Annotated in this window: 16 protein-coding genes; 6 read left to right on the forward strand and 10 right to left on the reverse strand. The window is 60.7% G+C overall.

Annotated features, from left to right (window positions below; genetic code table 11):
* Positions 1-232: 232 nt before the first annotated feature.
* Positions 233-508 (forward strand): GlsB/YeaQ/YmgE family stress response membrane protein, encoded by a 276-nt coding sequence (locus ADN01_RS16880; RefSeq protein ID WP_062419368.1) that lies wholly within the window; start codon positions 233-235, stop codon positions 506-508.
* 57 nt (positions 509-565) lie between these two features.
* On the opposite strand, the gene ADN01_RS16885 is transcribed toward ADN01_RS16880, so the two are convergent.
* The 6 genes from ADN01_RS16885 to ADN01_RS16910 form a co-directional block, all read right to left on the reverse strand.
* The gene (locus tag ADN01_RS16885; RefSeq protein WP_062419367.1) at positions 566-1,579 is read right to left on the reverse strand and encodes a CPBP family intramembrane glutamic endopeptidase; all 1,014 of its coding nucleotides are present in this window, start codon (positions 1,577-1,579) and stop codon (positions 566-568) included.
* Between the two features lie 22 nt (positions 1,580-1,601).
* Positions 1,602-2,150, reverse strand: a complete 549-nt coding sequence (locus ADN01_RS16890) for a class I SAM-dependent methyltransferase (protein WP_062419366.1) — start codon at positions 2,148-2,150, stop codon at positions 1,602-1,604.
* Positions 2,151-2,172: 22 nt separating this feature from the next.
* On the reverse strand, positions 2,173-2,397 hold the full coding sequence (locus ADN01_RS16895; protein WP_062419365.1) for a hypothetical protein: 225 nt from the start codon (positions 2,395-2,397) through the stop codon (positions 2,173-2,175).
* Between the two features lie 27 nt (positions 2,398-2,424).
* The gene (locus ADN01_RS16900; RefSeq protein WP_062419364.1) at positions 2,425-3,048 is read right to left on the reverse strand and encodes a methyltransferase family protein; all 624 of its coding nucleotides are present in this window, start codon (positions 3,046-3,048) and stop codon (positions 2,425-2,427) included.
* A 36-nt stretch (positions 3,049-3,084) separates the two neighbouring features.
* Positions 3,085-3,606 (reverse strand): hypothetical protein, encoded by a 522-nt coding sequence (locus ADN01_RS16905; protein WP_062419363.1) that lies wholly within the window; start codon positions 3,604-3,606, stop codon positions 3,085-3,087.
* A 160-nt stretch (positions 3,607-3,766) separates the two neighbouring features.
* Positions 3,767-6,403: a LuxR C-terminal-related transcriptional regulator gene (locus ADN01_RS16910; protein WP_062419362.1), complete on the reverse strand. Its 2,637-nt coding sequence runs from the start codon at positions 6,401-6,403 to the stop codon at positions 3,767-3,769.
* Positions 6,404-6,574: 171 nt separating this feature from the next.
* Here ADN01_RS16910 and ADN01_RS16915 point away from each other — a divergent pair, with 171 nt between their 5' ends.
* Positions 6,575-9,280, forward strand: a complete 2,706-nt coding sequence (locus ADN01_RS16915) for a PEP/pyruvate-binding domain-containing protein (RefSeq protein WP_062419361.1) — start codon at positions 6,575-6,577, stop codon at positions 9,278-9,280.
* Here ADN01_RS16915 and ADN01_RS16920 read toward each other — a convergent pair.
* The 4 genes from ADN01_RS16920 to ADN01_RS19750 form a co-directional block, all read right to left on the reverse strand.
* Positions 9,240-13,091: a GAF domain-containing protein gene (locus ADN01_RS16920; protein WP_062419360.1), complete on the reverse strand. Its 3,852-nt coding sequence runs from the start codon at positions 13,089-13,091 to the stop codon at positions 9,240-9,242. The genes ADN01_RS16915 and ADN01_RS16920 overlap by 41 nt on opposite strands.
* Complete coding sequence (locus tag ADN01_RS16925; RefSeq protein ID WP_062419359.1) at positions 13,088-13,507, reverse strand: ATP-binding protein; 420 nt, start codon at positions 13,505-13,507, stop codon at positions 13,088-13,090. Before ADN01_RS16925 ends, ADN01_RS16920 begins: the two co-directional genes overlap by 4 nt.
* Before the next feature lie 14 nt (positions 13,508-13,521).
* Positions 13,522-13,857 carry an STAS domain-containing protein gene (locus tag ADN01_RS16930; RefSeq protein WP_062419358.1) on the reverse strand — a complete coding sequence of 112 codons (336 nt, stop codon included), beginning with the start codon at positions 13,855-13,857 and terminating at the stop codon, positions 13,522-13,524.
* A 72-nt stretch (positions 13,858-13,929) separates the two neighbouring features.
* On the reverse strand, positions 13,930-14,085 hold the full coding sequence (locus ADN01_RS19750) for a hypothetical protein (RefSeq protein ID WP_160318460.1): 156 nt from the start codon (positions 14,083-14,085) through the stop codon (positions 13,930-13,932).
* Between ADN01_RS19750 and ADN01_RS16935 the strand changes: the two genes are divergently transcribed.
* From ADN01_RS16935 to ade, 4 genes are all read left to right on the forward strand, one after another.
* Complete coding sequence (locus ADN01_RS16935; protein ID WP_147238913.1) at positions 14,084-16,684, forward strand: Kelch repeat-containing protein; 2,601 nt, start codon at positions 14,084-14,086, stop codon at positions 16,682-16,684. The two genes, ADN01_RS19750 and ADN01_RS16935, sit on opposite strands and share 2 nt — an antisense overlap.
* A 269-nt stretch (positions 16,685-16,953) precedes the next feature.
* Positions 16,954-17,832, forward strand: coding sequence for a bifunctional methylenetetrahydrofolate dehydrogenase/methenyltetrahydrofolate cyclohydrolase FolD (gene folD, locus ADN01_RS16940; protein ID WP_062419356.1), 879 nt, complete (start codon positions 16,954-16,956; stop codon positions 17,830-17,832).
* 114 nt (positions 17,833-17,946) lie between these two features.
* The gene (locus ADN01_RS16945; RefSeq protein WP_062419355.1) at positions 17,947-19,335 is read left to right on the forward strand and encodes an 8-oxoguanine deaminase; all 1,389 of its coding nucleotides are present in this window, start codon (positions 17,947-17,949) and stop codon (positions 19,333-19,335) included.
* Positions 19,336-19,379: 44 nt separating this feature from the next.
* On the forward strand, positions 19,380-21,173 hold the full coding sequence (ade, locus tag ADN01_RS16950) for an adenine deaminase (protein WP_062419354.1): 1,794 nt from the start codon (positions 19,380-19,382) through the stop codon (positions 21,171-21,173).
* Positions 21,174-21,200 lie beyond the last annotated feature (27 nt).

Here is a 21,200-nt window from a genome sequence, read left to right on the forward strand (position 1 = left end):
AGCCCTGAAAGCAGCTTTGAAGCTCTTCATGTACTGTTTTAATCAACGCCAATTGCATAAGCAACGCTTTCCCAACTACCCTGCTCATGTTTACCAATTTATCTAAGCCCAACTTTTATCCACTCCCAAAAAACGCGCGGTGAACTTCGGGGATGCACATAGGCTATAATGAAGGTAAGTACTTTCAGCCGCACCCCGTCCGCGGGGCTGCGGAGCGCACGAAGGAGGAAACATGAATCTGATCATTTACCTGATCGCTGGTGCAATTGTGGGCTACGTGGCCAGCCGGATCATGGGCACCAACTCCCGTCAGGGCCTGCTGCTGGATATTGTGGTGGGCGTGGCGGGGGCTTTCATCGCCGGATATTTGCTGACCCCCATTTTCAAAATCGGGACGATCAATGACGCCATCACCCTGCCGACCATGCTGATGTCGCTGGCGGGGGCGGTGCTGCTGCTGTTTGTGCTGCGCTTGCTGCGCGGCGGCGGGCGCCGGCGGCGGCGCTGAGTCGGTTTAACCTCAAAAAAGGCCAGATGTTTTTCGTCTGGCCTTTTTTGATGGATTTTATCCAGCAGGGTTGGGGCGCGGCTTTTGCCACATCTTTCCGTAGATCACGACCGCGGCGGCGGTCAGCACCCATAGGATCAGCAGGCCCACGTCGGAGGTAGGCAGGAAGTTGACCATGCAGTTGAAGCTAGCGTGCAGAAGGATCATGGCCAGCAGGCTGCCGCCCGAACGCCGGTAGGCCCAGGCCAGGAAAATGGAAAGCAGGATGCGGAAGATGAAGCCGCCCAACATGCCGCCCACCAGATCCTGCGCGTAGAAGCCGTTGAGGTACAGGGGCAGATGCCAGAGCGACCAGGCCACGGATACCCACAGGGCGGATGCCAGCGGGCTGAAACGTTTTTCCAGCTCCGGCTGCAGGAAGCCGCGCCAACCCGGTTCCTCGTTGCCGCCCTGGGCCAGGGCAGTCAGGGTGAAGATCAGGGCGTAAAGGGGCAAGGTTTCCTGGACGGATCGCCCCCACAGGCCGGGGAACTCCACCCCCAAACCCAGCAGGGCGGCCAGCCCCCAGGCCAGCAGGATGAGTGCCGGGTAAAAGAGCAGAGCGGCCAGCCCCCATCCCAGCGAACGCCCGCGCGGCAGAAGCGAAGCCATGCGTTCGCGCACGGGGGCCTGCGAAGAAAAGGCGCTGGAATAAACCCAGCCGCCCACCGCAGCGGCGGCTGCCACCGCGGCCAGCACTGGCAGAGTGAGGTGCAGATCGTCGGCCAGGGTATCTAGCGCGGGGATATTGCCCACGGCGTAGCGTACGCCAAACACGGCCAGCAGCAGCGCCGCAAACCCCAGGGCGGCCCACAGACGTTTGAAATGAATGCCGGTGGGGCGGCGCGGGGCAGAAAGGCCCAGAGTCAGCACGCCCGCCAGGGCTGGGCCGAAGCCGCCGATCATCACCAGAGCGGTGAGCAGCAGCCGATCGCCGCGCAGCGGGACGGCCCCCAGCCAAAACAGCCAGGTCCAGGCAAAGTTGATCCCCAGGAAGGTCAGAACAGGGTGGTTTTGCAGATAGGATTTCATCCGGTTTCCTTTGATGGTCTGTCTATGGTTTGTATTCCGCGTCAAATACGGCCCCGGCGGCGGTTTTGTGGGCGCTGAAATCCTGACAGCGCAGCCCGGCAGCCGCGGCCAGGGCGGCCAGCTCCGCGGCCTCCAGCCCGTGCCCCTGGGGCTCGCGCAGGTGCAGCCGTCCGTTGGGGCGCAGGCAGCGAGCCAGGGCCTGCATCACCGCCGGGCGCTCCTCCGCGGGGATATCGTGCAGGACAAAGTGCAGGATCACCCGGTCGAAGGACGCGGCGGGCAGTTCTAACTCGGTGATGCGGCCCAGGTGATAGCTGACCTGCGGGTAGGTGCGCAGGGTCTTGCGCAGCACCTCCATCCATTTGTGGGAAATGTCCACGCAGGCCAGGTGCCCCTGCCGCACCTGGGCAGCGATGTGGCGGGTGCACACCCCGGAGCCGGAGCCGAAGTCGAGCACGCGTTCCCGCGGGTCGAGGTGCAGATCGCGGACGAAGCCGCGGTAGTAGGGCGAGAGCAGGGTGCGCCCCAATGCCAGGGTTAAGAAAATCTCTAGACCCGCAGGTTCATACATCGATTGAGTCATATGTATCGCTCTATGCTTCATTAGGTTCGCGCTGGACGGAGAGGATCTCCAGGCTCAGATCGCGGATGCGGTTGAAGATGCCGTGCAGCGCGGCCTGATCCATCCTCCCGCTGATTTCGGTGTGGCCGAGGGGGGAGCAGGTCACCTGGAAGCCTTCAAACCAGCGCAGCCAGCGGTCATCCAGGTGACCGGCGATGCAGATGTGATAGTTGTGCGGCTGATGCTCGGGTGTCATAAAAGCATACCTTTGTGCGTACCCGGCTCAGGCCGGGTTGGATTTTGGCCAGGGCAGGAACATGGAGGTGCGCTGCATGTACTGGCGGTAGGAAGGGCCAAACTCGGCTTCCATCTCGCGCTCTTCGCGGCGCGCCAGGCGGTAATACAGCACGGCCATGATCGGCCACATGATGAGCATCGGCAGGGTGGCCCAATCCAAGAGCATGCCCAGGGTGATGAGCAGGAAGCCGGTGTACTGCGGGTGGCGGATGTAGGCGTAGATGCCGTCGGTGATCAGCTCGCCGCGGCCTGACTCGCGGCTCCAATAGCGGCGGTAGACCTCTTTCCAGCCCAACACCACCAGTACAATCCCCAGCAAGGCCAGGGCGGTGCCGATGTACATGCCCAGGTGGCCGAACTGCGCCACCAGGGTGTGGCCCCAGAAGAAACCTTCGGGGATGGAGGTTCCGAACACCCAGGCGAGGATGTACATGCTCATGGGGATGCCGAACATTTCGAAGGCCATCGCCACCATGAAGGCCAGGTACACGCTGGCGGGCTTGCGCTGACTTTTCTTGTAAAAGGGGGTGAAGAGCAGGAAGACGGCGCCTAACAAGGCCCAGATGATGACGTAACCCCATTGACCAAAGTGACTTTGGGTTGTTTCCATGATTTTTTCTCCAAAATGCGGGTCATGCGCAGAGGATCAGCGCAGCGAGACCAGGAAGGTGAGGACGGTATCCGTACTCCAGCGCTCCAGCGGCTGAGAAAAGGACACCAGGGCGGGGCCGCCTTTGCCGGTGAAGGCCGCGGTGGCCTGACGGTAGCGGTCGCCTTCTGAATTGACGCCTTCGGACAGGATCAGGGTGGTTTCTTCGCCGCGCAGGGTGATGGTGCGGTTTTCCAGCACGGTGGTGCGGCTTTGCACATCCCGGGTGTTGGGGACCATCTGGCCGAGCATACGGGTGAGTTGATCAGCGTCCTGCGGGTCGCTGGACTGGATCAGGTACAGGTGGCTGTTTTCACCCTGCACCCTGTACGACACCAGAATATAGCCTTTGAGCGAGGCGCTGAACTCCGGGGAAAAGCCGGAGGGGGGCTCAAAATCGGCAATTTGAGCGGCGTTTTGGGCCACCTGATCGGCGTCCGTGTTGAGGGTGATGTCCGCGCTGCAGGCGGTCAGACCGATCATGAGGGCGGCGAAGATCAGCCAAAAAATGGATTTCATGAGATTCTCCTTCTGCTTGAAACAAGCTTTGATTGATTGGAACAGCCTAAGTTTAGGCGCAGAGGGAGGTTTTGTCCCCTACCCGCAGATAGGTTTGTGGGTAGGTTAAAACAAAAAGCCGCCGAGGCGGCTGGGTGCGGCAGGGTAGGGGAGAACGGGCTTAAAAGCCCAATTCCCTGGCGCGGGCGATGGCCTGGGGGCGGTTTTTGGCCCCCAGCTTTTGCAGGACGTTGTGCACGTGCCATTTGGCCGTGCCCACGCTGATGACCAGTTGGTCGGCAATTTCCTGATTGGATTGACCTTCCATAATCAGGGCCAACACGCGCATTTCCTGTTCGCTGAGCGGGTCGGGCAGCGCGTTAGCGGGAGAGGCGGGGTTGGAGGCCGGCTGCCCAGGAATGGCGGATAGCAGGGCATCGGCCCATGCGGGGGCCTGGGGACGCACCAGGCGCAGCAGCTCCTGCATGGGCGGGCCTTCGTCCAGGAAGAGGCGGGCGTAGCCTTCGGGGGCGGCCAGCCGCAGCGCCTGGAGCATGTACGCTACTGCGGCTTGGGTCTCGCGGCGGGCGTGACGGCAGCGCGCCAGGAGCATCGCAGCCTCGATGACGGTTTGATTTTCACCGGAACGCTGTGCCTGTTCCAGAATGGGCTCCAGGACAGCTGGAATGTCGTCCCAGGCCCCCGCGGCCAGCAGCACGCGCGCCAGTGTCAGCTCGCCAAAGGGGAAAGGGGCGGCGGCGCGCACAGCGCGATAATCCGCGGCCCATGTTTCCGCGGCAGCCTGACGGCCTGTGTAGAGGTGCAAACGAGCCAGGTAGGCCCCGGCGTACCGGGCCAGGTGGGGCAGATCGTAGACGGTGAGCAGGGTGCGAATGGACTGAACAGCCGCTTCGGCTTCGTCCAGGCGGTTTTGCAGGGTGTACAGGCGGGCCAGGGAGGCCAACCCCGCGATGACATCATCCGTCAGCCCGCCCTGACGTGCCAGGGCGGTGCCTTCCTCCAGCAGATTTTGGGCGTCCTCCAATTGATTGCGCTCTAAGAGGATGCTGCCGAGGATGATTTTGGCCAGGCCGAGGGGCGGGATGGGGGTGTTCTCTGCGGCGGCGAGGGCGGTGCGGCAGATCTGCTCGGCGCGCCCCAGGCGGCCTTGCCGGATTTCGAGTTGGGCGGCAGCGCAGCGGGCATGGATGGCCAGGGACAGCACTCCGGCGGTTTCGGCTTCTTCACTGGCGCGTAAGTAATGGCGGAGGGCGGTCTCAAACTGAGCGCTGTGTTCATGCACCAACCCCAGACTGTAGAAGGCGCGCGCCTGGCCGAGGTGATGGTCGGGTGAGAGGCGCAGCTGCCCGGCGGCGGTTTCTTCCAGCGCCTGAGGCAGCTTGCCGCGCACGGCGAAGATGGCGCCGCGGTAGATATGCGCCAGGGCGCGCATTTCTTCCACTTCCTCCGAGGGCGGCAGGGCCTGGAGAGCCTCTTCGGTTTGCGCGATACATTTTTCGGCCTGATCAAAGCGCCCGCACAGGTACAGAATGCGCGAGGCGTTCAGACTGAGCTGCGGGCGGCTGCGCAGGGCCTGGGCGGGGAGGGCATCTAACCAGGAAGACAGCAGGGCAACGTTGCCGCCCGACCAGGTGGTTTCGCGTTCCAGGGCGCGCTGGATGACCTCGGCGGCAAAATCGGGCTGCTTGCTGGCCAGGGCATAGCGCACGGCTTCAAAGGAGGATCCCTGGGCCTCGTGCCACAGGGCGGCCTTGCGCTGCAGCTCGACCGATTCGGCGGAGGAAAGCCCGGTGCGCAGATAATCAGCAAAGAGGTGATGGTAGCGGTACCAGCCGCGCTGATCGTCCAGCGGGATGATGAAGAGGTTGGCCTGCTCCAGATGGGTGAGCAGGGCCTGGCTGTTGGCCTGTCCGGTGAGGGCCTCGCAGACCGAAGCGTTGAGCCGGTCGAGGATGGAGGTTTGGATCAGAAAGCGCTGCATCTCTTCACTTTGTTGGTGCAGCACCTCTTCGGCCAGGTAATCCAATACGTAGCGGTGGCTGCCGCGGAAGGTTTCCACAAAGGCTTGCGGGTCGCTGCGGTTTTGCAGGGCCAGCGCGGCCAACTGCAGCCCCACCGCCCAGCCTTCGGTGCGCGTCTCCAGGGCCTGCAGCGTCTCGGCGGGCAGGGGGCTGCGCGTGGAATGGGCGAAAAACTGGTGGGCTTCCTGTGGGGTGAAGCGCAAATCCTGGGCGCGGATTTCGGTCATCTGCTGGCGGGCGCGCAGGCGCGCCAGGGGCAGGGGCGGATCTGCGCGGGTGGTGATGACCCAATGGAAATGGGGCGGGTGGTGATCCAGGCAGTATTCCAGCGCCTCGTGAATTTCGGGGCGGGCGATGACATGGTAATCATCCAGCACCAGGCACACCGGCTGCTGAAGGGCGGCCAGTTCGTTGATCCAGGCGTCCAACACAGCGGTGGGGGAGGCGCTGCGCGTCATCTGCAAAAGGTTCTGGGCGCCGCAGCCCAGGCTCTCATCCTTGCGGCACAGGGCGGCGACGGCGTAGCTTAAGAAGCGCCCCAGGTCGTTATCGGCATCGTCCAACGAAAGCCAGGCGGTTTTGGCGCGGTTTTGGCTGCTGTGAATCCATTCCGCCACCAGGGTGGTTTTACCGTAACCCGCCGGGGCCGAGATGAGGGTCAGGCTGCGCCCCTCCTCCAGGCCCGCGTTCAGGCGCTGCACCAGGCGCGGGCGGCTGATGCTGCCCGCGCGCCAGGGGGGAATGTGAAATTTGGTTTCGAGGAAGGTCTGGTTCATGCGCATACCCTGAAGGACATGGGTTAATTATAGAGGTGAACGGGCACTTTTGGGAAATCTTTGGGAGCAAAGTGCCGCGGCAAATCCTCTTTTTTGAAAATGGGTGTACGCTTAATGCAATCTACGGCACAGGATCAACCGTCATGACTCGCGGTAGGACACAGGAGGCGTATGCGCAATTCAATGAACATCGAGGCAAAATGGGTGCTGCCTTTGAATTCGGAACTCGCGGATCTGGCAGCCGCTGGCGGCAAGGGAGCTAGTTTGGCGCGCATGCGGCGGGCGGGCTTTCCGGTGCCGGAAGGGTTCCTGGTTCACACCCCGGCCTATCGCGAATTCCTGCGCATCAACCAACTGGATGAGGTCATTCGGGGGCTGCTCTCTGGGCTGGACGCGCAGTCGCCGGATGCGTTGGAGGCGGCCTCAGCCCAAATCCGCGCGCGGTTTCGGGCGGGGGAACTGCCGCCTGGGCTGGCCGAGGAAGTGCGGGACGCGCTGGCGAGCATGCCCGGTGCAGCCGTGGCGGTGCGCTCTTCGGCCACCGCGGAGGATTTGCCGGAGATGTCCTTCGCCGGACAGCAGGATACCTTTTTGAATGTGGTGGGTACTGAGGCGGTGCTGCGGGCGGTGGCGGACTGCTGGGGCAGCCTGTGGACGGCGCGGGCCATCGGTTACCGTATGCGCAATCAGGTTCCGCAGTTGGAAACGTCTCTGTGCGTGGTGGTGCAGCGCATGGTGGAAAGCCAGGCTTCCGGCGTGCTCTTCACGGCCAACCCGCTGACGGGCTTGCGTTCGCAAACGGTGATTGAAGCCACACTGGGCCTGGGCGAAGCTTTGGTCTCGGGGCAGGTTGAGCCGGACCAATACGTGGTGGAGCCGCGCGCCGGGCGCATTCTCTCCAAAACCCTGGGGCGCAAAGAGGTGTCCATTCACGGGCAGGCGGGCGGCGGAACGCACACCCAGCGCCAGGACCGCAGCCAGGAACAGGCCCTGCCGGATGCGGCCATTTTGGAACTGGCCGGGTGGGGTCAGCGCGCGGCGGAACTGTACGGCTTCCCGCAGGATATGGAATGGGCCTGGGCGGGCGAAAAGCTGTATCTGCTGCAATCCCGTCCGATCACTTCCCTATTTCCCCTCCCTGAAGGCATGAGCGAAGAACCGCTGCGGGTGATGTTCTCATTCGCGGCGGTGCAGGGCATGTACGATCCCATCTCTCCTGTCGGACGGAGTTTTATGCTGTTATTGGTGCGGGCATTATCCACGCTGTACGGCATCCGCGTGACAGAGACTAGTCAGAATGTGCTCTTCAGCGCCGGCGAGCGTCTGTGGGCCAATATCACTGCCCTGGTGTCCAATTCGGTAGGGCGCAAGGTGCTGCCGACCATTTTTGATTATGTGGAACCCACGGTAAAGCAGGCCCTGGAGCAAATTTGGGAGGATCCGCGTTTGCAGCCCAAACGATCGGGGGTCAGCCTGCGCGCCCGGCTGCAGATTGCCCGCGCCGTGATCCCCGTGGTGATGAATGTGCTCCTGAATATGGCGGCTCCGGTGCGGCGGCGGGCGGCTCTGATCCAATTTGGTGAAAAGCTGCTGCAAGACCTGCAAGACCGCTTTTCACGGGTGACGGGGGACCGTTGGCAAAAACTGAACCTGCGGGTGGAGGTGGTGTACGGATTTGTCCTGGCAAAAATCCCGCGCACGTTCCGCCGGTTTGTGTCGGGGGTGGCCACCGGCATGGCCGCTTGGCGGTTCTTGGATATGCTCTCTGCTCAGGCGGTGGGGCAGCCGGATTTGATCCTGGAAGTGACCCGCGGGATGCCCAACAACCCGACCACCGAGATGGATTTGACCCTGTGGGAGATCGCGCGGCGGCTGCGGGCCGATGGGGAAGCGGCTCAGGCGTTTGCCCAGTTCAGCCCCCAGGAACTCACCGAGCGCTACCGGCGCGAGGAGCTGCCGCACGGCCTTCAAAACGGCGCGGCGGAATTTTTGGCGGTGTACGGGGCTCGCGGCTACGGCGAGATTGACTTGGGGCATACCCGTTGGGCCGAAGATCCCACGCATGTCTTTGAGATGCTTTCCAGTTTTATGCAAATTGAAAATGAAGCCCTGGGGCCGGATGTGGTCTTTGCACGCGGGGCGGAACGCGCCCAGCAGGCCGTTGAGCAGGTGGCTCAGCGTGTGCGGCAGCGGCACGGCTGGCTGCGGGAACGGCTGGTGCGCTTCTTTGCCGGGCGGGCGCGCCAGTGGATGGGGGTGCGCGAGGCTCCCAAATTCCTGATTGTGCGCTTTTTGTGGGCCATCCGCCAGGAACTGCTGCAAAGCGGTCAGGAACTGGCCGCCGCCGGAGACCTGGAGCGGGCCGAGGACATTTTCTTCCTGACCCTGCCGGAAATGCGCCAATGGGCTCAGCAAAATGACCCCACCTGGCGCGACCGGGCCGCCCAGCGGCGGGAAACCTTTGCGCGGGAACGCCTGCGGCGGCAGATTCCTCGCCTGCTGCTGAGCGATGGACGCGCCTTTTACGATGGTATGTTCGCGGCGGAACAGTCAGAAAACGCCATCAGCGGCAGCCCAGTATCGCCTGGGATTGTGGAAGGCAGCGTGCGCGTGGTCTTAGACCCGCGGCAGGCGGGTTTGCAGCCGGGAGAAATTCTGGTTTGCCCGGGCACTGACCCCTCCTGGACGCCGCTTTTCCTCTCTGCGGGAGGGCTGGTGATGGAAATGGGCGGCATGATGACCCACGGTGCGGTCGTGGCGCGTGAATACGGCATTCCGGCTGTGGTGGGGGTGGATCGGGCCACGCACCGTCTGCGCGACGGTCAGCGTATTCGGGTTAATGGTTCGAATGGGCGGATTGAGCTGCTCGACCCTTAGCGCGGTGGGCCGCGTCTGCGGGCAGGCGGCGGACGGCGACCATGGTGAGATCATCGGTGAGGTTGTCGTTTTCTCGAAAGTCGCGCAGCACCTGATCCACGCGGTCTAAGAGGGCCCGCGCGGGCTGACCGGTGCAGTCTTGAATCACGGTTTGCAGGCGCTGGGTGTCAAAGGCTTCACCGTTGGGAGAAAAAGTTTCCGTCACACCGTCGGTGTAGAGCAGCAGACCGTCGCCGGGGGCCATGTGATGTTCGTAATTGACCAGATGGTTTTCTTCCATCACGGCCAGGGCCATGCCGCCCTTGGGCAGAACTTCAATTTCTCCGCTGTCGTGGTGCAGCAAAATGGGGCGGTTGTGACCGGCGTTGGCGTAAACCACTTTTCCGTTTTCCAGATTGACGATGATATAGGCGGCGGTGACAAACATGCCGTTCTGGGCGTCATCGGCCAGCAGCAGGCGGTTGATTTGCTCCAGCATGGCAGCAGGGGAGGAGATGCTTTGTGAATTGGCGCGGATAAGGGTGCGGGTGACGGTCATGTACAGCGCGGCGGGCATGCCCTTATCGGAGACGTCGGCGATCACCAGCGCCAGATGCGTACGGTCGAGCTGGATGATGTCGTAGAAATCGCCGCCCACCGTGCGCGCGGTTTGCCAGCGGGCGTCCAGGTCCCAGCCTTTGGGTTGGGGCAGCTCAGAGGGCAGGAAGGTCTGCTGAATCTGACGGGCCAACTGCACTTCGCGTTCCATGCGTTCGCGTTCGACCATCTCTTTGTTCAAACGCTCATTTTGGATCGCCAGGGCCACCTGTTGGGTGATGCCGGAGAGGATTTCCAGGCGGCGCTCCCAAAAGGCCAGGCTGCTCGCGGACTGCTGGGCGAGGAGCACGCCGAAATTCTCGCCTTTGACGGTGAGGGGAAAAGCCATGAGCCAGCCGCCTGCCGCCAGGCTGTTGAGCGCGCCCACATCTTCGCTGACCACGCAGGGCAGCATGGGCCAGGTATCCTGGGTGAGGTCGCGGCTGGTGAGGGGGCTGAAATAGGGGTGGCCCTCTTGATGGGCTTTGCGCAGCAGGTCAAACTGGGCGGGGGTGTAGCTTTGCTGCAGCACCAGGGCCTCTGCCTGATGGGAGCCGGTGAAGGCTTGGGCGGGGGTAAATTTTCCAGTTGAGGCGTCCCATAAATAGATGATGCAAGCGTCAATGCCCACCAGGATGGGCATGAGGTGTACGATGGTGTCCAGAATGTCGCTGAGATCATTTTGGCTGGCCACCGCCTGGGCCACTTGCAGCAAGACCGCGGTGACATAACCTTCCTGCTGGCGGGATTCGAGGAAACTGAGGCTTTGCAGGGCGGTGGCGGTTTGGTGGGCGATGCCTTGCAGAATGGCCAGATTCTGCTCATCGAAGACCTTCTGAACGCCGGGCTGCGGCTCCACCTGATGGGCTACCAAAAAGGCGCCCAGCAGGCTGCCGTGGGCGGTCAGCGGCATGAGCACCAGGGTGCCGGTGTCGGCGGGCATTTGCGCGGCGGGCAGGTTTAGCTCGGTCACGGCGTCGTGAATAAACAAGGGAACGTTGGTGGCGCGCAGTTGGGCCAGGGCGGGCACGTCGCGTTCCGAAAAAACGGTTTGGCTCAGGCCGCTCAGGTCAATCCCATAGGAGGTTTTCAGGAGAAACGCGTTCTGATAATCATCCCACACGAAGAAGGCGCATTTCTTCACCCCCACCAGCAGCGGGGTGAGGCGTACCATCGTCTCCAGCAGGTCGTCCGGGTTGTTATGGGCCTGCGAGGCTTCGGCCACTTGCAGCAGCACGGTGGCCACCCAGGCCTGAGACTGGGCGTCGTTGTACAGGCGCGCGTTTTGGATGGCGACGGCAGCGGAGCTGGCGAAAGTGGTCGTCATGGATTGGGCTTCGGAGCCGTAGCGGCCGGTGGTTTGATGGGCCAGAGTCAGCAGGCCCAGCGATTGGCTTCCGGCGCGCAGGGGGGCCGCGATGGAGGAGTAATCCGGGGGGAAATCCATGGCGATGCCCAGCGGGCCGTAGGGATCGCCCGCCTCTCGGATGTGGGGCTGGCTGCCTTCCAGGGCGGCTTGCAGCCAGGCGCGCACCCCTTCGGATTCTTGCATAGCCTGGTTGATGCGCCCCGGGTCCACGCCGTGCCAGGCGGCTAATTGCAGCCGCTGGCCGCCGTTGTTTTCATCTACCAGCCAAATGGCGGAGGCCTGACAGGGCAAGTTGCGCTCCAACTCGGTGAGGATGGCGTGCAGAAGCTGGTCGAGGGCGGTGTTGGCGGAGATGAGGCCGGAGATATCGCGGAAGCTGTCGGCCACCTGACGGCGCCATTTTTCGGTGCGGTACAGGTTGGCGTTGCGCAGGGCCACGGCGATGCTGGCGGCCAGGGATTGGATCAGGGAGACGTCTTCGGTCTGGAAGGCGTTAACCTGTTCGCTTTGGATATCGAGCACGCCGAGGACTTCGTTGGCGAAGGTGAGCGGGATGGCCATCTCGGCGCGGGTGGTATCGGGGGAAAAGGGGCTGGGGCGGTAGCGCGGTTCCTGCGAGATGTCGTTGGCAATGATGGTCACCCCGCTGCGCGCTGCGGCAGGGATCAGCCCGTTGGGTGAATCCAGGTCGTAGGCCAGATAGGCTTCCAGCATGGCCTGGCTGCGCTCGCCGCTGCCGATGCGGAAGATGACTTTGCGGCGGATGGGGTGGACGGTGAAGACATGGATGTAGGGGTAGCCGAAGCGCTCCTGCATGACCTGAACCACCTCTTGCAGCAGAATGTCCAGGTCTAGCTGGGAGACCAGGGTATGGCTGATCTCCAACATGGCGGCGATTTGTTCGGCGCGTTTTTCCAGCGATTGATACAGTTCGGCGCCTTCCAATCCCAGGGCGATCGTATCGGCCAGGGCGCGCAGCACCATCAAATCAATTTCGTGGAAGGCGTTCAGGCGGTCGGACTGCACATCCAAAACACCCAGGGTGCGGTTTTCCACCTTGAGGGGAAAAGATACTTCGGAGCGGGTTTCGGGCAGCAGATCGACATAATGATAGCGCGGCTCAGAGCGCACATCGGGGCTGTGCAATTCCTGGCCCGATTGGGCCACAGAGCCGATGAGCCCCTGGCCGAGCTGGGTGGCGATTTCGGGGGAGAGGCCGCTGGGGCGCGGCTGGCCGGCGCTGGCCCGAAAGCGCACCGCGCTGCCCTGCTCTTCCAGGGTAAAAATGGCGACGTAATAATAGTTGAAGGTCTGCTGAATCAGGCGGGTCACACGGCGGCAGAGGTCGTTCAGATCGGTGACGTTGGCGATTTGATTGCTGACCTTGGAGACCAGGCTGATTTGCTCGTAGCGCCAGTTTTTCAGTTTGACCTGGCGGGAAATTTGCATGGAAAGGGCGGCGTGTTCGGCCAGACCTTGCAGGAAATTGAGTTCATCTGCCTGCAGGCAGGGGCCTTGCGGACGGCGCACTTCCAGGATGCCCAAAATAGAACCCTGGGTGGTGAGGGGAAAAGCCACCACCTGGCAGGAGTCGTCTTCACCCGCCTGAGAGCAGGTTTGACAATCGCCAAAGGCGCGGCGCACGATGTCGGGGGTGTCGGTGTTGGAAACCAACAGCGGCTCGGCCTCACCCGGCAGGGGGTAAAAGGGGCGGGCCAGCCAAACGCGCGCATCAACCTGCATGCGCTGTTTAAGCGTGGACTGAATCAGATCGCATTGTGCGGTGGTGTTGGGCTGGTCAAGCAGCGCTTCACCCAGAAGCAGATATTGTTTCCATTCTGGGAGAGCTGAAAGAGCCGGGTTCATTCCGTCTTGTGCTCCTTGTGCTTCAGCATGGTGAGCACGTTGACGGGGCCGCGGGTCGAAAAAGTGACCTCATCCATCAGCTGGCGCATAAAAAACAACCCCAGGCCGTGGGCCTGACGCTCATCTAAGGTCACATCGAGTTGGGGGTCGGGGACGGAAGAGGGATCAAAGGGGCGGCCGCGATCCTCAAGGATAATGGTCAGCCCCTTTGCGTCTGTCAGCGTGGTACAGCGGATTTCGCCGGTTTCTTGCCCCTGGTAGCCGTGTTCAATGATGTTGGAACAGGCTTCGTCCACGGCAGTTTCAACCGCGTAGATGGCAAAACCTTCCAGACCGGCCTCTTCGGCGGCCTGGCGGATGAATATGGCAATGTCTGCCAGGCTGGAATAGCGGCCCGGAAAGGTTTTGGTCGGCATGGAAGCTGGACAGTCTAGAAGTACCCTACCGCCGTGATGACTTCGTCAAAGATCTGGAAGAGGGTGGTGAAACCCGCCAGATCAAGAGCGGCGTAGATATTTTGAGGGATTTTGGCGAGGACCACTTCGCCGCGATTGTAGCGCCGGCAGGTCTTTTGAGCGTTGACCAACACGCGCAGACCCGCGCTGGAAATGAACTCAACCCCGCTGAAATCAATGATAATTTTATAGCGTCCGGCATCCATGATTGCATTGAGCGCCTCGGCCATTTGAGGGGCGGTGGAGCTGTCCACGCGACCGACAATTTTGACAAGGTCGCAGTGCTTGAACTGAGTGCTGGAAATTTCCATGAGGGAGCCTCCGCAGAGAATAGAAGGGAAATCGAACATGATTATTATATCATGGGGAAAGAAGTTAGGGCCTTAGTAATTGGGATTTCTGGGTGAGAATTGGGCGCTGCGGCCTAAAACAGTGAAATCTGGCTTATTGAAATGCAATTCGCTTTTTGCTAGAATGATTTGCAGATGAGGCGTTTGCCCGAATCCATTTCCTCCTTCCTCAACAATCGGTGATCCCATGAATAAAGCTCCTCTGCACGTATTCATTGCGATCTTGATATTTACACTGTCAATGCCGGGTGTATTTCAACCTTCCTCCGCAGCCAGTGCATCCAGCCCGCTGCAGTTGGAGGGCAGTTCCCTGGGGAACTGGCAGACAGCGCCGGCGCTGAATGCCACACGCGAATATTTTGGTACTGCCGCCACCTCCAATGCGATTTATGTAGCAGGAGGACAGGGTCAATTTGACGCGCTGACCAGCGTGGAATTTGCCCTGCAATCCGGCAGCACAATTTCTACATGGAACGATACTTCACCACTGAATCATGAGCATTACAATCCTGCCATGCTGGCTGCTGATTCCTTTCTTTATGTTGTGGGCGGCAGCACCGATGCGGTTGAAGTTGCGTCCATCAATACGGATGGTTCCCTGGGAACCTGGCAGGATACCACCTCGCTGCCTCAAAGCAGAAACACACCTGGAGCTGCCGCATATCTTGGATACCTGTACGTCTTTGGCGGAATGGATGATATGGGCGGCAAGATCACCGACTGCATTCGTGCGCCCATCCAGGGTGACGGCTCGCTGGGCAGTTGGGAGGCGACCACTCCGCTGCCGGAAGGCCGCTCCGTATTTGCCGCGGCAGCACAGGAAAACCGCATTTATTTAATTGGGGGTTATGGCGAGGACGAAGATGACACAACCACGCAGGTTGGTGCCATTCAGGGTGACGGCAGCATTGTGTGGAGCACAACCAGCGCTATTCCAAATATGCGAATTGCGGCGGCGGCCACCATCAGCAATGGAAGGGTTTATGTGATGGGTGGATATAATCCGTCCGTGGGCAGCGCACCGCTCAAGACCGTCATCAGCGCTGCCATTCAATCGGACGGCAATCTTTCCGCCTGGAGCACGGAGCCTTCGTTGGTAACAGCGCGTGAAGCCTTGGGCGCGGCTTCATTAGGCAGTTCCATCTACGCCATCGGCGGACGAACGGCATCTGGAACGATCTACAAAACCGTGGAACGAGCGTCTGTGGGATCTGCTCCTCCCCCGCCGCCCACCATCATCATCCACGGTGCGGTGAGAGTCCCCAATGCGCAACGCGGCCAGCCCGCTCTTCCCTTGAAAAACCTTAAGGTGGATTTGATCCAAGACGGCCATGTGTTCGGAAGCACCACCACCAAAGGCGGCCACGGCGCAGACGCTGGAGAATATCAATTCGAAGTACCGCAGGATACAGCAGGGAATTTCCGTGTGCGGGCATCTCTTATCCAGCCGCACAGCAGCAGCCCGGGATTGGGCGGTTTTACCATCCACTACATGCCCCCACTCCTGGATGATCCCCTTCCTTACGTGGAGACCGCAAATTTTCTGGTTAAGAAAACCGAAATTCGACGAGACCTGGAATTCAGCAGCTCCTACCTCCTCTCTGGCGGCAATACCAATTTGCCCCTTGCAGACATGCTGAATCTGAATGATTTGGGATACATGTTTTATCATCTGGAACAGGCAGAAGATTTTACCGTTCAGGTGCTGGAAGCCAATAACCTCGCGCCTGTGATCGTAGAAGCATTTTCTGATCACGGAACCGCCTATTATTACTCGACGAATACCATTACCATTTTTGCCGATGATTCAACCATTACCTCGCGGAACCGCCCGGAAAACCGGGAATGGCATGAATATTTCCACCACGTGATGTTTGAAACCAATATGACCGCTCATGTGACGAGGGACTGCGGCAATCACAAGGGATTCCTCAATTCAACCACCAGCGATTCGTGGGCTGAAGGCTGGGCCGTGTTCTGGGCAGATGCCCTGGGGGAATATGTCAACCAGGGCACAGCGGGAATCTACAGCGGATTCCTGGATCTGGAAACCCAGTACACACCCTGGCATACAGAAACTGGCAGCGACGGCAGCGTACTTCAACGAGAAGATGTTGCTGTTGCCGCTATCCTGTATGACCTGCATGACAGCCCTGCGAGCGATGACGACCCGTTTTCCCTCTCTTTTACAGACATCAAAGATCTCCTCCTGCAAAAACAGGCAGGCGGCACATATACTCAGATTGACAATATGCAGCAGGTCTATAATATCCTGCATGAAACCTATGGCGAAGACGCAGATAAAGTGTTCTTCTGGCACGGATTCTTTGGTGATGCGGGGTGGACCGTTTCTGGATGTGCTGTGACCTCTAGAGGCAACCGGGATTGGGAAAGCGGCGAAGACCTTGGCGAAGGAGGTCGTGAAAACCGCCCCAACTTGCCTGTGGTGGAAGGCGCCAATCTGCTGCTCAATCTCCAATCCAGAACAGGTTTCCCTTTGGGTGAAGGGGATGTGCAGGTCACGTTTCTGTCCCCACTCGGCGAACAGCAGTATATACGCACATTCCAACTGACCGCCGAGAACCAGGAACTGCTGCATTTGGAGCCGCCTCCGGCGGATATCCCCATTCTCATCCTTGTGCAGGGCAATGACCCTACTAGCCCGGTGTTCCAGATGAGCAACGATGAATACTGGGAGCAGGTAGCAATGACTGAAGAGGGATACGTGCAGGAGATTACCCTGACCGTGAAAGGACACACACTGTTCCTGCCGCTGATCCTGCGCTGAACCGTTCTTAACTTGATTATTTTCAAACAGTATAAAAGGCGGGCTGTGTGTTGAAGCGCAGCTCGCCTCATCTTTCTTTTGTAATCTTACATCCTTCAATCTGTCGTCAAGGGAATGACAGTGGAATATGAAATAGCCCTGGCTGGATGGAACAAAAGCAGCCGCCTGCGAAGGCTGGTTAAGATATAATGATTTTAGAGTTTTGGGATCTTTAAGCGAGGCGGATTCTCGCTGTGAATCAACTGTGAGCATGGAAAGGAGAAACGACGGTGACTGCACAAATTATTGATGGAAAAGCCGTTGCTGCAAATGTGCGTGCGGAGGTTGGCAAGGCGGTTGCGGAACGGGTGGCGGCAGGAAAATCGCGGCCGGGACTGGCGACGGTGCTGGTGGGCGACGATCCGGCTTCGCATGTGTATGTCAGCTCCAAGCGCAAAGCCTGCGCGGAATTGGGGATTGAATCCTTTGGTTTTGAACTGCCCGCGGACGCCACCCAGGACAAGGTGGAAGGGCTGGTGAGCGAGCTCAACGCTGACCCGCGCGTGCACGGCATTTTGGTGCAGCTGCCGCTGCCTTCGCATTTGGATGAAGAAAAGGTGCTGCGCGCCATCAGCATTGAGAAAGATGTGGACGGCTTCCACCCCATCAATATCGGGCGCCTGGCGCAGAAGGGCCGCGACCCGCTGTTTGTGCCCTGCACGCCCGCCGGTTCGCTGGTGCTGGCGCAGACGGTTATCCCCAAGCTGGAAGGCTGCAACGCGGTGGTGTTGGGCCGCTCCAACATTGTGGGTATGCCGGTGGCGCTGCTGCTGGTGCGCGCCAACGCCACGGTGACCATTTGCCATTCGCGCACCAAAGACCTGCCTTCGGTGGTGCGTCAGGCGGATGTGCTCATCGCTGCCGTGGGGCGGCCGAATATGGTGAAGGGCAGCTGGGTGAAACCCGGCGCGGTGGTGATTGATGTGGGCATCAACCGCATCGAAGACCCCACCCATCCCAAGGGCAGCCGCCTGGTAGGGGATGTGGATTTTGAGGAAGTGAAGGAAGTGGCCGGGGCCATCACACCCGTTCCGGGCGGTGTAGGGCCGATGACGATCGCCATGCTCATGCAGAACACCTTGCGGGGGGCGGAATTGTCAGACAAGTGACAAAAGTCATGTTGTCAGACAATTGACATTTTGAGAATTTGTTATTAAACTGAATATATCAATTGTTGAGCAATCCCCATTAGCCGACCCACTGATATATTCAGGAATCTCAAAATGGCTACTCTTCTGGTTAAGAACGCTACCCTGTTAGTGACGATGGATGACCACCGTCGGGAGATTCCTGGCGGTGGTTTGTTTATCCGCGATGGGTTTATTGAGCAGGTGGGGCTCAGTCAGGATTTACCCCAAAGCGCCGATGAGGTTCTGGACCTCAGCGGGCACGTGGTTCTGCCGGGGCTGATCAACACCCATCACCATTTTTACCAGACCCTCACGCGCGCCGTGCCGGAGGCCCAAAACGCCAACCTGTTCAACTGGCTGAAGACCCTTTATCCGATTTGGGCGCGTATGACCTCCGAAGATATCGCGATTTCTACCCAGACAGCGCTGGCCGAGCTAGCGCTGTCTGGTTGTACCACGGCTTCTGACCACCTGTACTTGTTCCCCAACGGCTCCAGTCTGGATGACGAAATTGAAGCTGCGGCCAGCGTGGGGCTGCGTCTGCACGCTTCGCGCGGTTCGATGAGCCTGGGCGAAAGTCAGGGCGGGCTGCCCCCCGACAGCGTGGTGGACAGCGAAGATTTCATCCTGAAAGATAGTGTGCGCCTGATTGAACGTTACCACGACCCCAAAGCGGGTTCGATGGTGCAGATTGTGTTGGCGCCCTGTTCGCCGTTCAGCGTCACCGGCGCGCTGATGCGCGAAAGCGCGGTGCTGGCGCGCCAGTACGGGGTGCATCTGCACACCCATCTGGCCGAGACGGAGGATGAGCAGTCCTTCTGCCTGGAGAAATTCGGCCATCGGCCCGGCGCGTACATGGAATCGCTGGGGTGGGTGGGGCAGGACGTGTGGTTTGCCCACGCGGTTCATATTAACGAAGAAGAAGTCAAGATGTTCGCGCGCGAAGGCTGCGGCGTGGCCCACTGCCCCGGCTCGAACATGCGCCTGGCTTCCGGCTTTGCCCCCATCTATGAATACCGGCGGGCGGGGGTCAAGGTGGGGCTGGGCGTGGACGGCTCGGCCAGCAACGACAGCTCGAACCTGATGCTGGAAGCCCGCCAGGCGCTGTTGGTGGCGCGGCTGCGGGCGGGCCTGTTGGGCGCGTCCCTTTCGGACCCCAAGGCCCCGCCGATTATGACGGCGCGCGAGGCGTTGGAAATTGCCACCCGCGGCGGCGCCCAGGTGTTGGGGCGCAGCGATATCGGCTCGTTGGAAGTGGGGAAATGCGCCGATTTCGTGGCGGTGGATTTGAATCAATTAGATTTTGCCGGGGCTCTGCACGATCCCCTGGCGGCGGTGCTGCTGTGCAGCACCCCGCGGGTGGATTGGAACGTGGTGCAAGGCAAGGTGGTGGTTCGCGAAAAGCAGTTGGTGGGGCTGGATCTGCCCGTACATGTGGAGCGCCACAACCGCGCTTCGCGCCGTTTGGTTCGCGGCGAGTGAGGCCGCTTTACCTGGTTCGGTATGCCTGAGAGGATGGGAGCCGCATGAGCCTGGATCATTTTATTCTCAAAGATGCTCGTCCGCTGGTAGATTGCGCTGTGGGCCGCAAGCCCGCTGATATGGTGATTCGCAAAGGTATTTGGGTGTGCGTGCAGTCAGGCGAATTTATCCCGGATACGGATATCGCCGTGGTGGGGGACCGCATTGCCTATGTGGGGCCAGACGCCAGCCATACGGTGGGCCCGCACACGCAGGTGATTGAAGCCAACGGGCGCTATCTGGTGCCGGGGCTTTTGGATGGACATATGCACGTTGAGTCGGGCAATTTGACCGTGACTGAGTTTGTGCGCGCGGTGGCCCCGCGCGGCACAACCGGCATGTTCATTGACCCGCATGAAATTGCCAATGTGTTCGGCTTGAAGGGCGTGCGCCTGATGGTGGACGAAGCTGCCCAACAGCCGGTGCATGTCTTTACCCAGGTGCCCTCCTGCGTGCCCTCGGCCCCCGGCATGGAAACCCCCGGCGCGGCGATTACGCCGGAGGATGTGGAAACGGCAGTGCAGTGGCCGGGCATCATCGGCCTGGGCGAGGTGATGAACTTCCCCGGTGTGTTCAATAGTGATGAGAAAATGCACGCGGAAATGTCGGCTGCGCGTGCGGCTGGAAAGGTGATCGGCGGGCATTACCCCACGCCGGATTTGGGCCTGGCTTTCCACGGCTATGCGGCGGGCGGCCCGTCTGACGACCATGAGGGAACCCGCAAAGAAGACGCCGCGGCGCGCGTGCGCCAGGGGATGAAATCCATGATGCGCTACGGCTCGGCCTGGCACGATGTGGCTGAGCAGTCCAAAGCGGTGACGGAGATGGGCCTCGACCCGCGCAATTTCATCCTGTGCACCGACGACGCGCACGCGGCCACCCTGGCCTATGAAGGCCATATGGACCGCGCTGTGCGCCACGCCATCGCCAACGGCATTCCGGCTATGACGGCCGTGCAAATGGCCACGATCAACACGGCGGAGCATTTCGGGGTGAGCCGCGAGATGGGCATGATTGCCCCGGGCCGGTACGCGGATGTGGTGCTGACTCGGGATTTGGTGAATTTCCAGGCGGAAGTGGTCATTGCCCAGGGGCGGGTGCTGGCGGAACATGGCCAGTGGGTGGTGGAACTTCCGCCTTCTTGTGTGCCCGATTGGGCGCTGCATTCGGTGCATCTGCCGCGCAAGCTGAACGCCGCTGATTTTCGGCTGACTTCGCCCACGGGGCGCGCCTGTGTGACGGCCAATGTGATTGGGATCATCGAGAATCAGGCCCCCACGCGCCACCTGCGCCTGGAGCTGCCGGTGCAGGACGGTGAGGTGCGGGCATCCTTTGAAAAAGATGTGGCCAAGCTGGCTCTGGTGGAGCGCCACCACGGCTCGGGCCGCGTGCAGTTGGGGCTGGTTCACGGCCTGGGCTTTGACCAAAAATGTGCGGTGGCAACCACCATGGCGCACGACAGCCACCATTTGATTGTGGTGGGCTCGGATGACGAGTGCATAGCCGCGGCGGTGAACGCCCTGGCGGAATGGGGCGGCGGGCAGGTGGTGGTGCGCAACGGCGAAGTCATCGGCAAGCTGCTGCTGCCCGTGGGCGGGATCATGTCGTCGGAACCGGCGGGGCAGGTGGCGGCGGCTGCGGCTACGGTGCTGGAAGGCTACCGCGCCTGTGGATGCACGTTGAACAACCCCAATATGCAGGTGAGCCTGCTGGGGCTGGTGGTCATCCCCGAACTGCGCATTTCGGACCTGGGTTTGGTGGATGTGACCCAGTTTGGCTTTGTGCCGGTTTTGGAATAGGCGAAAGAGATAGGTCAGAGATTGAAG

Source organism: Levilinea saccharolytica (assembly GCF_001306035.1).
Taxonomy (GTDB): domain Bacteria; phylum Chloroflexota; class Anaerolineae; order Anaerolineales; family Anaerolineaceae; genus Levilinea; species Levilinea saccharolytica.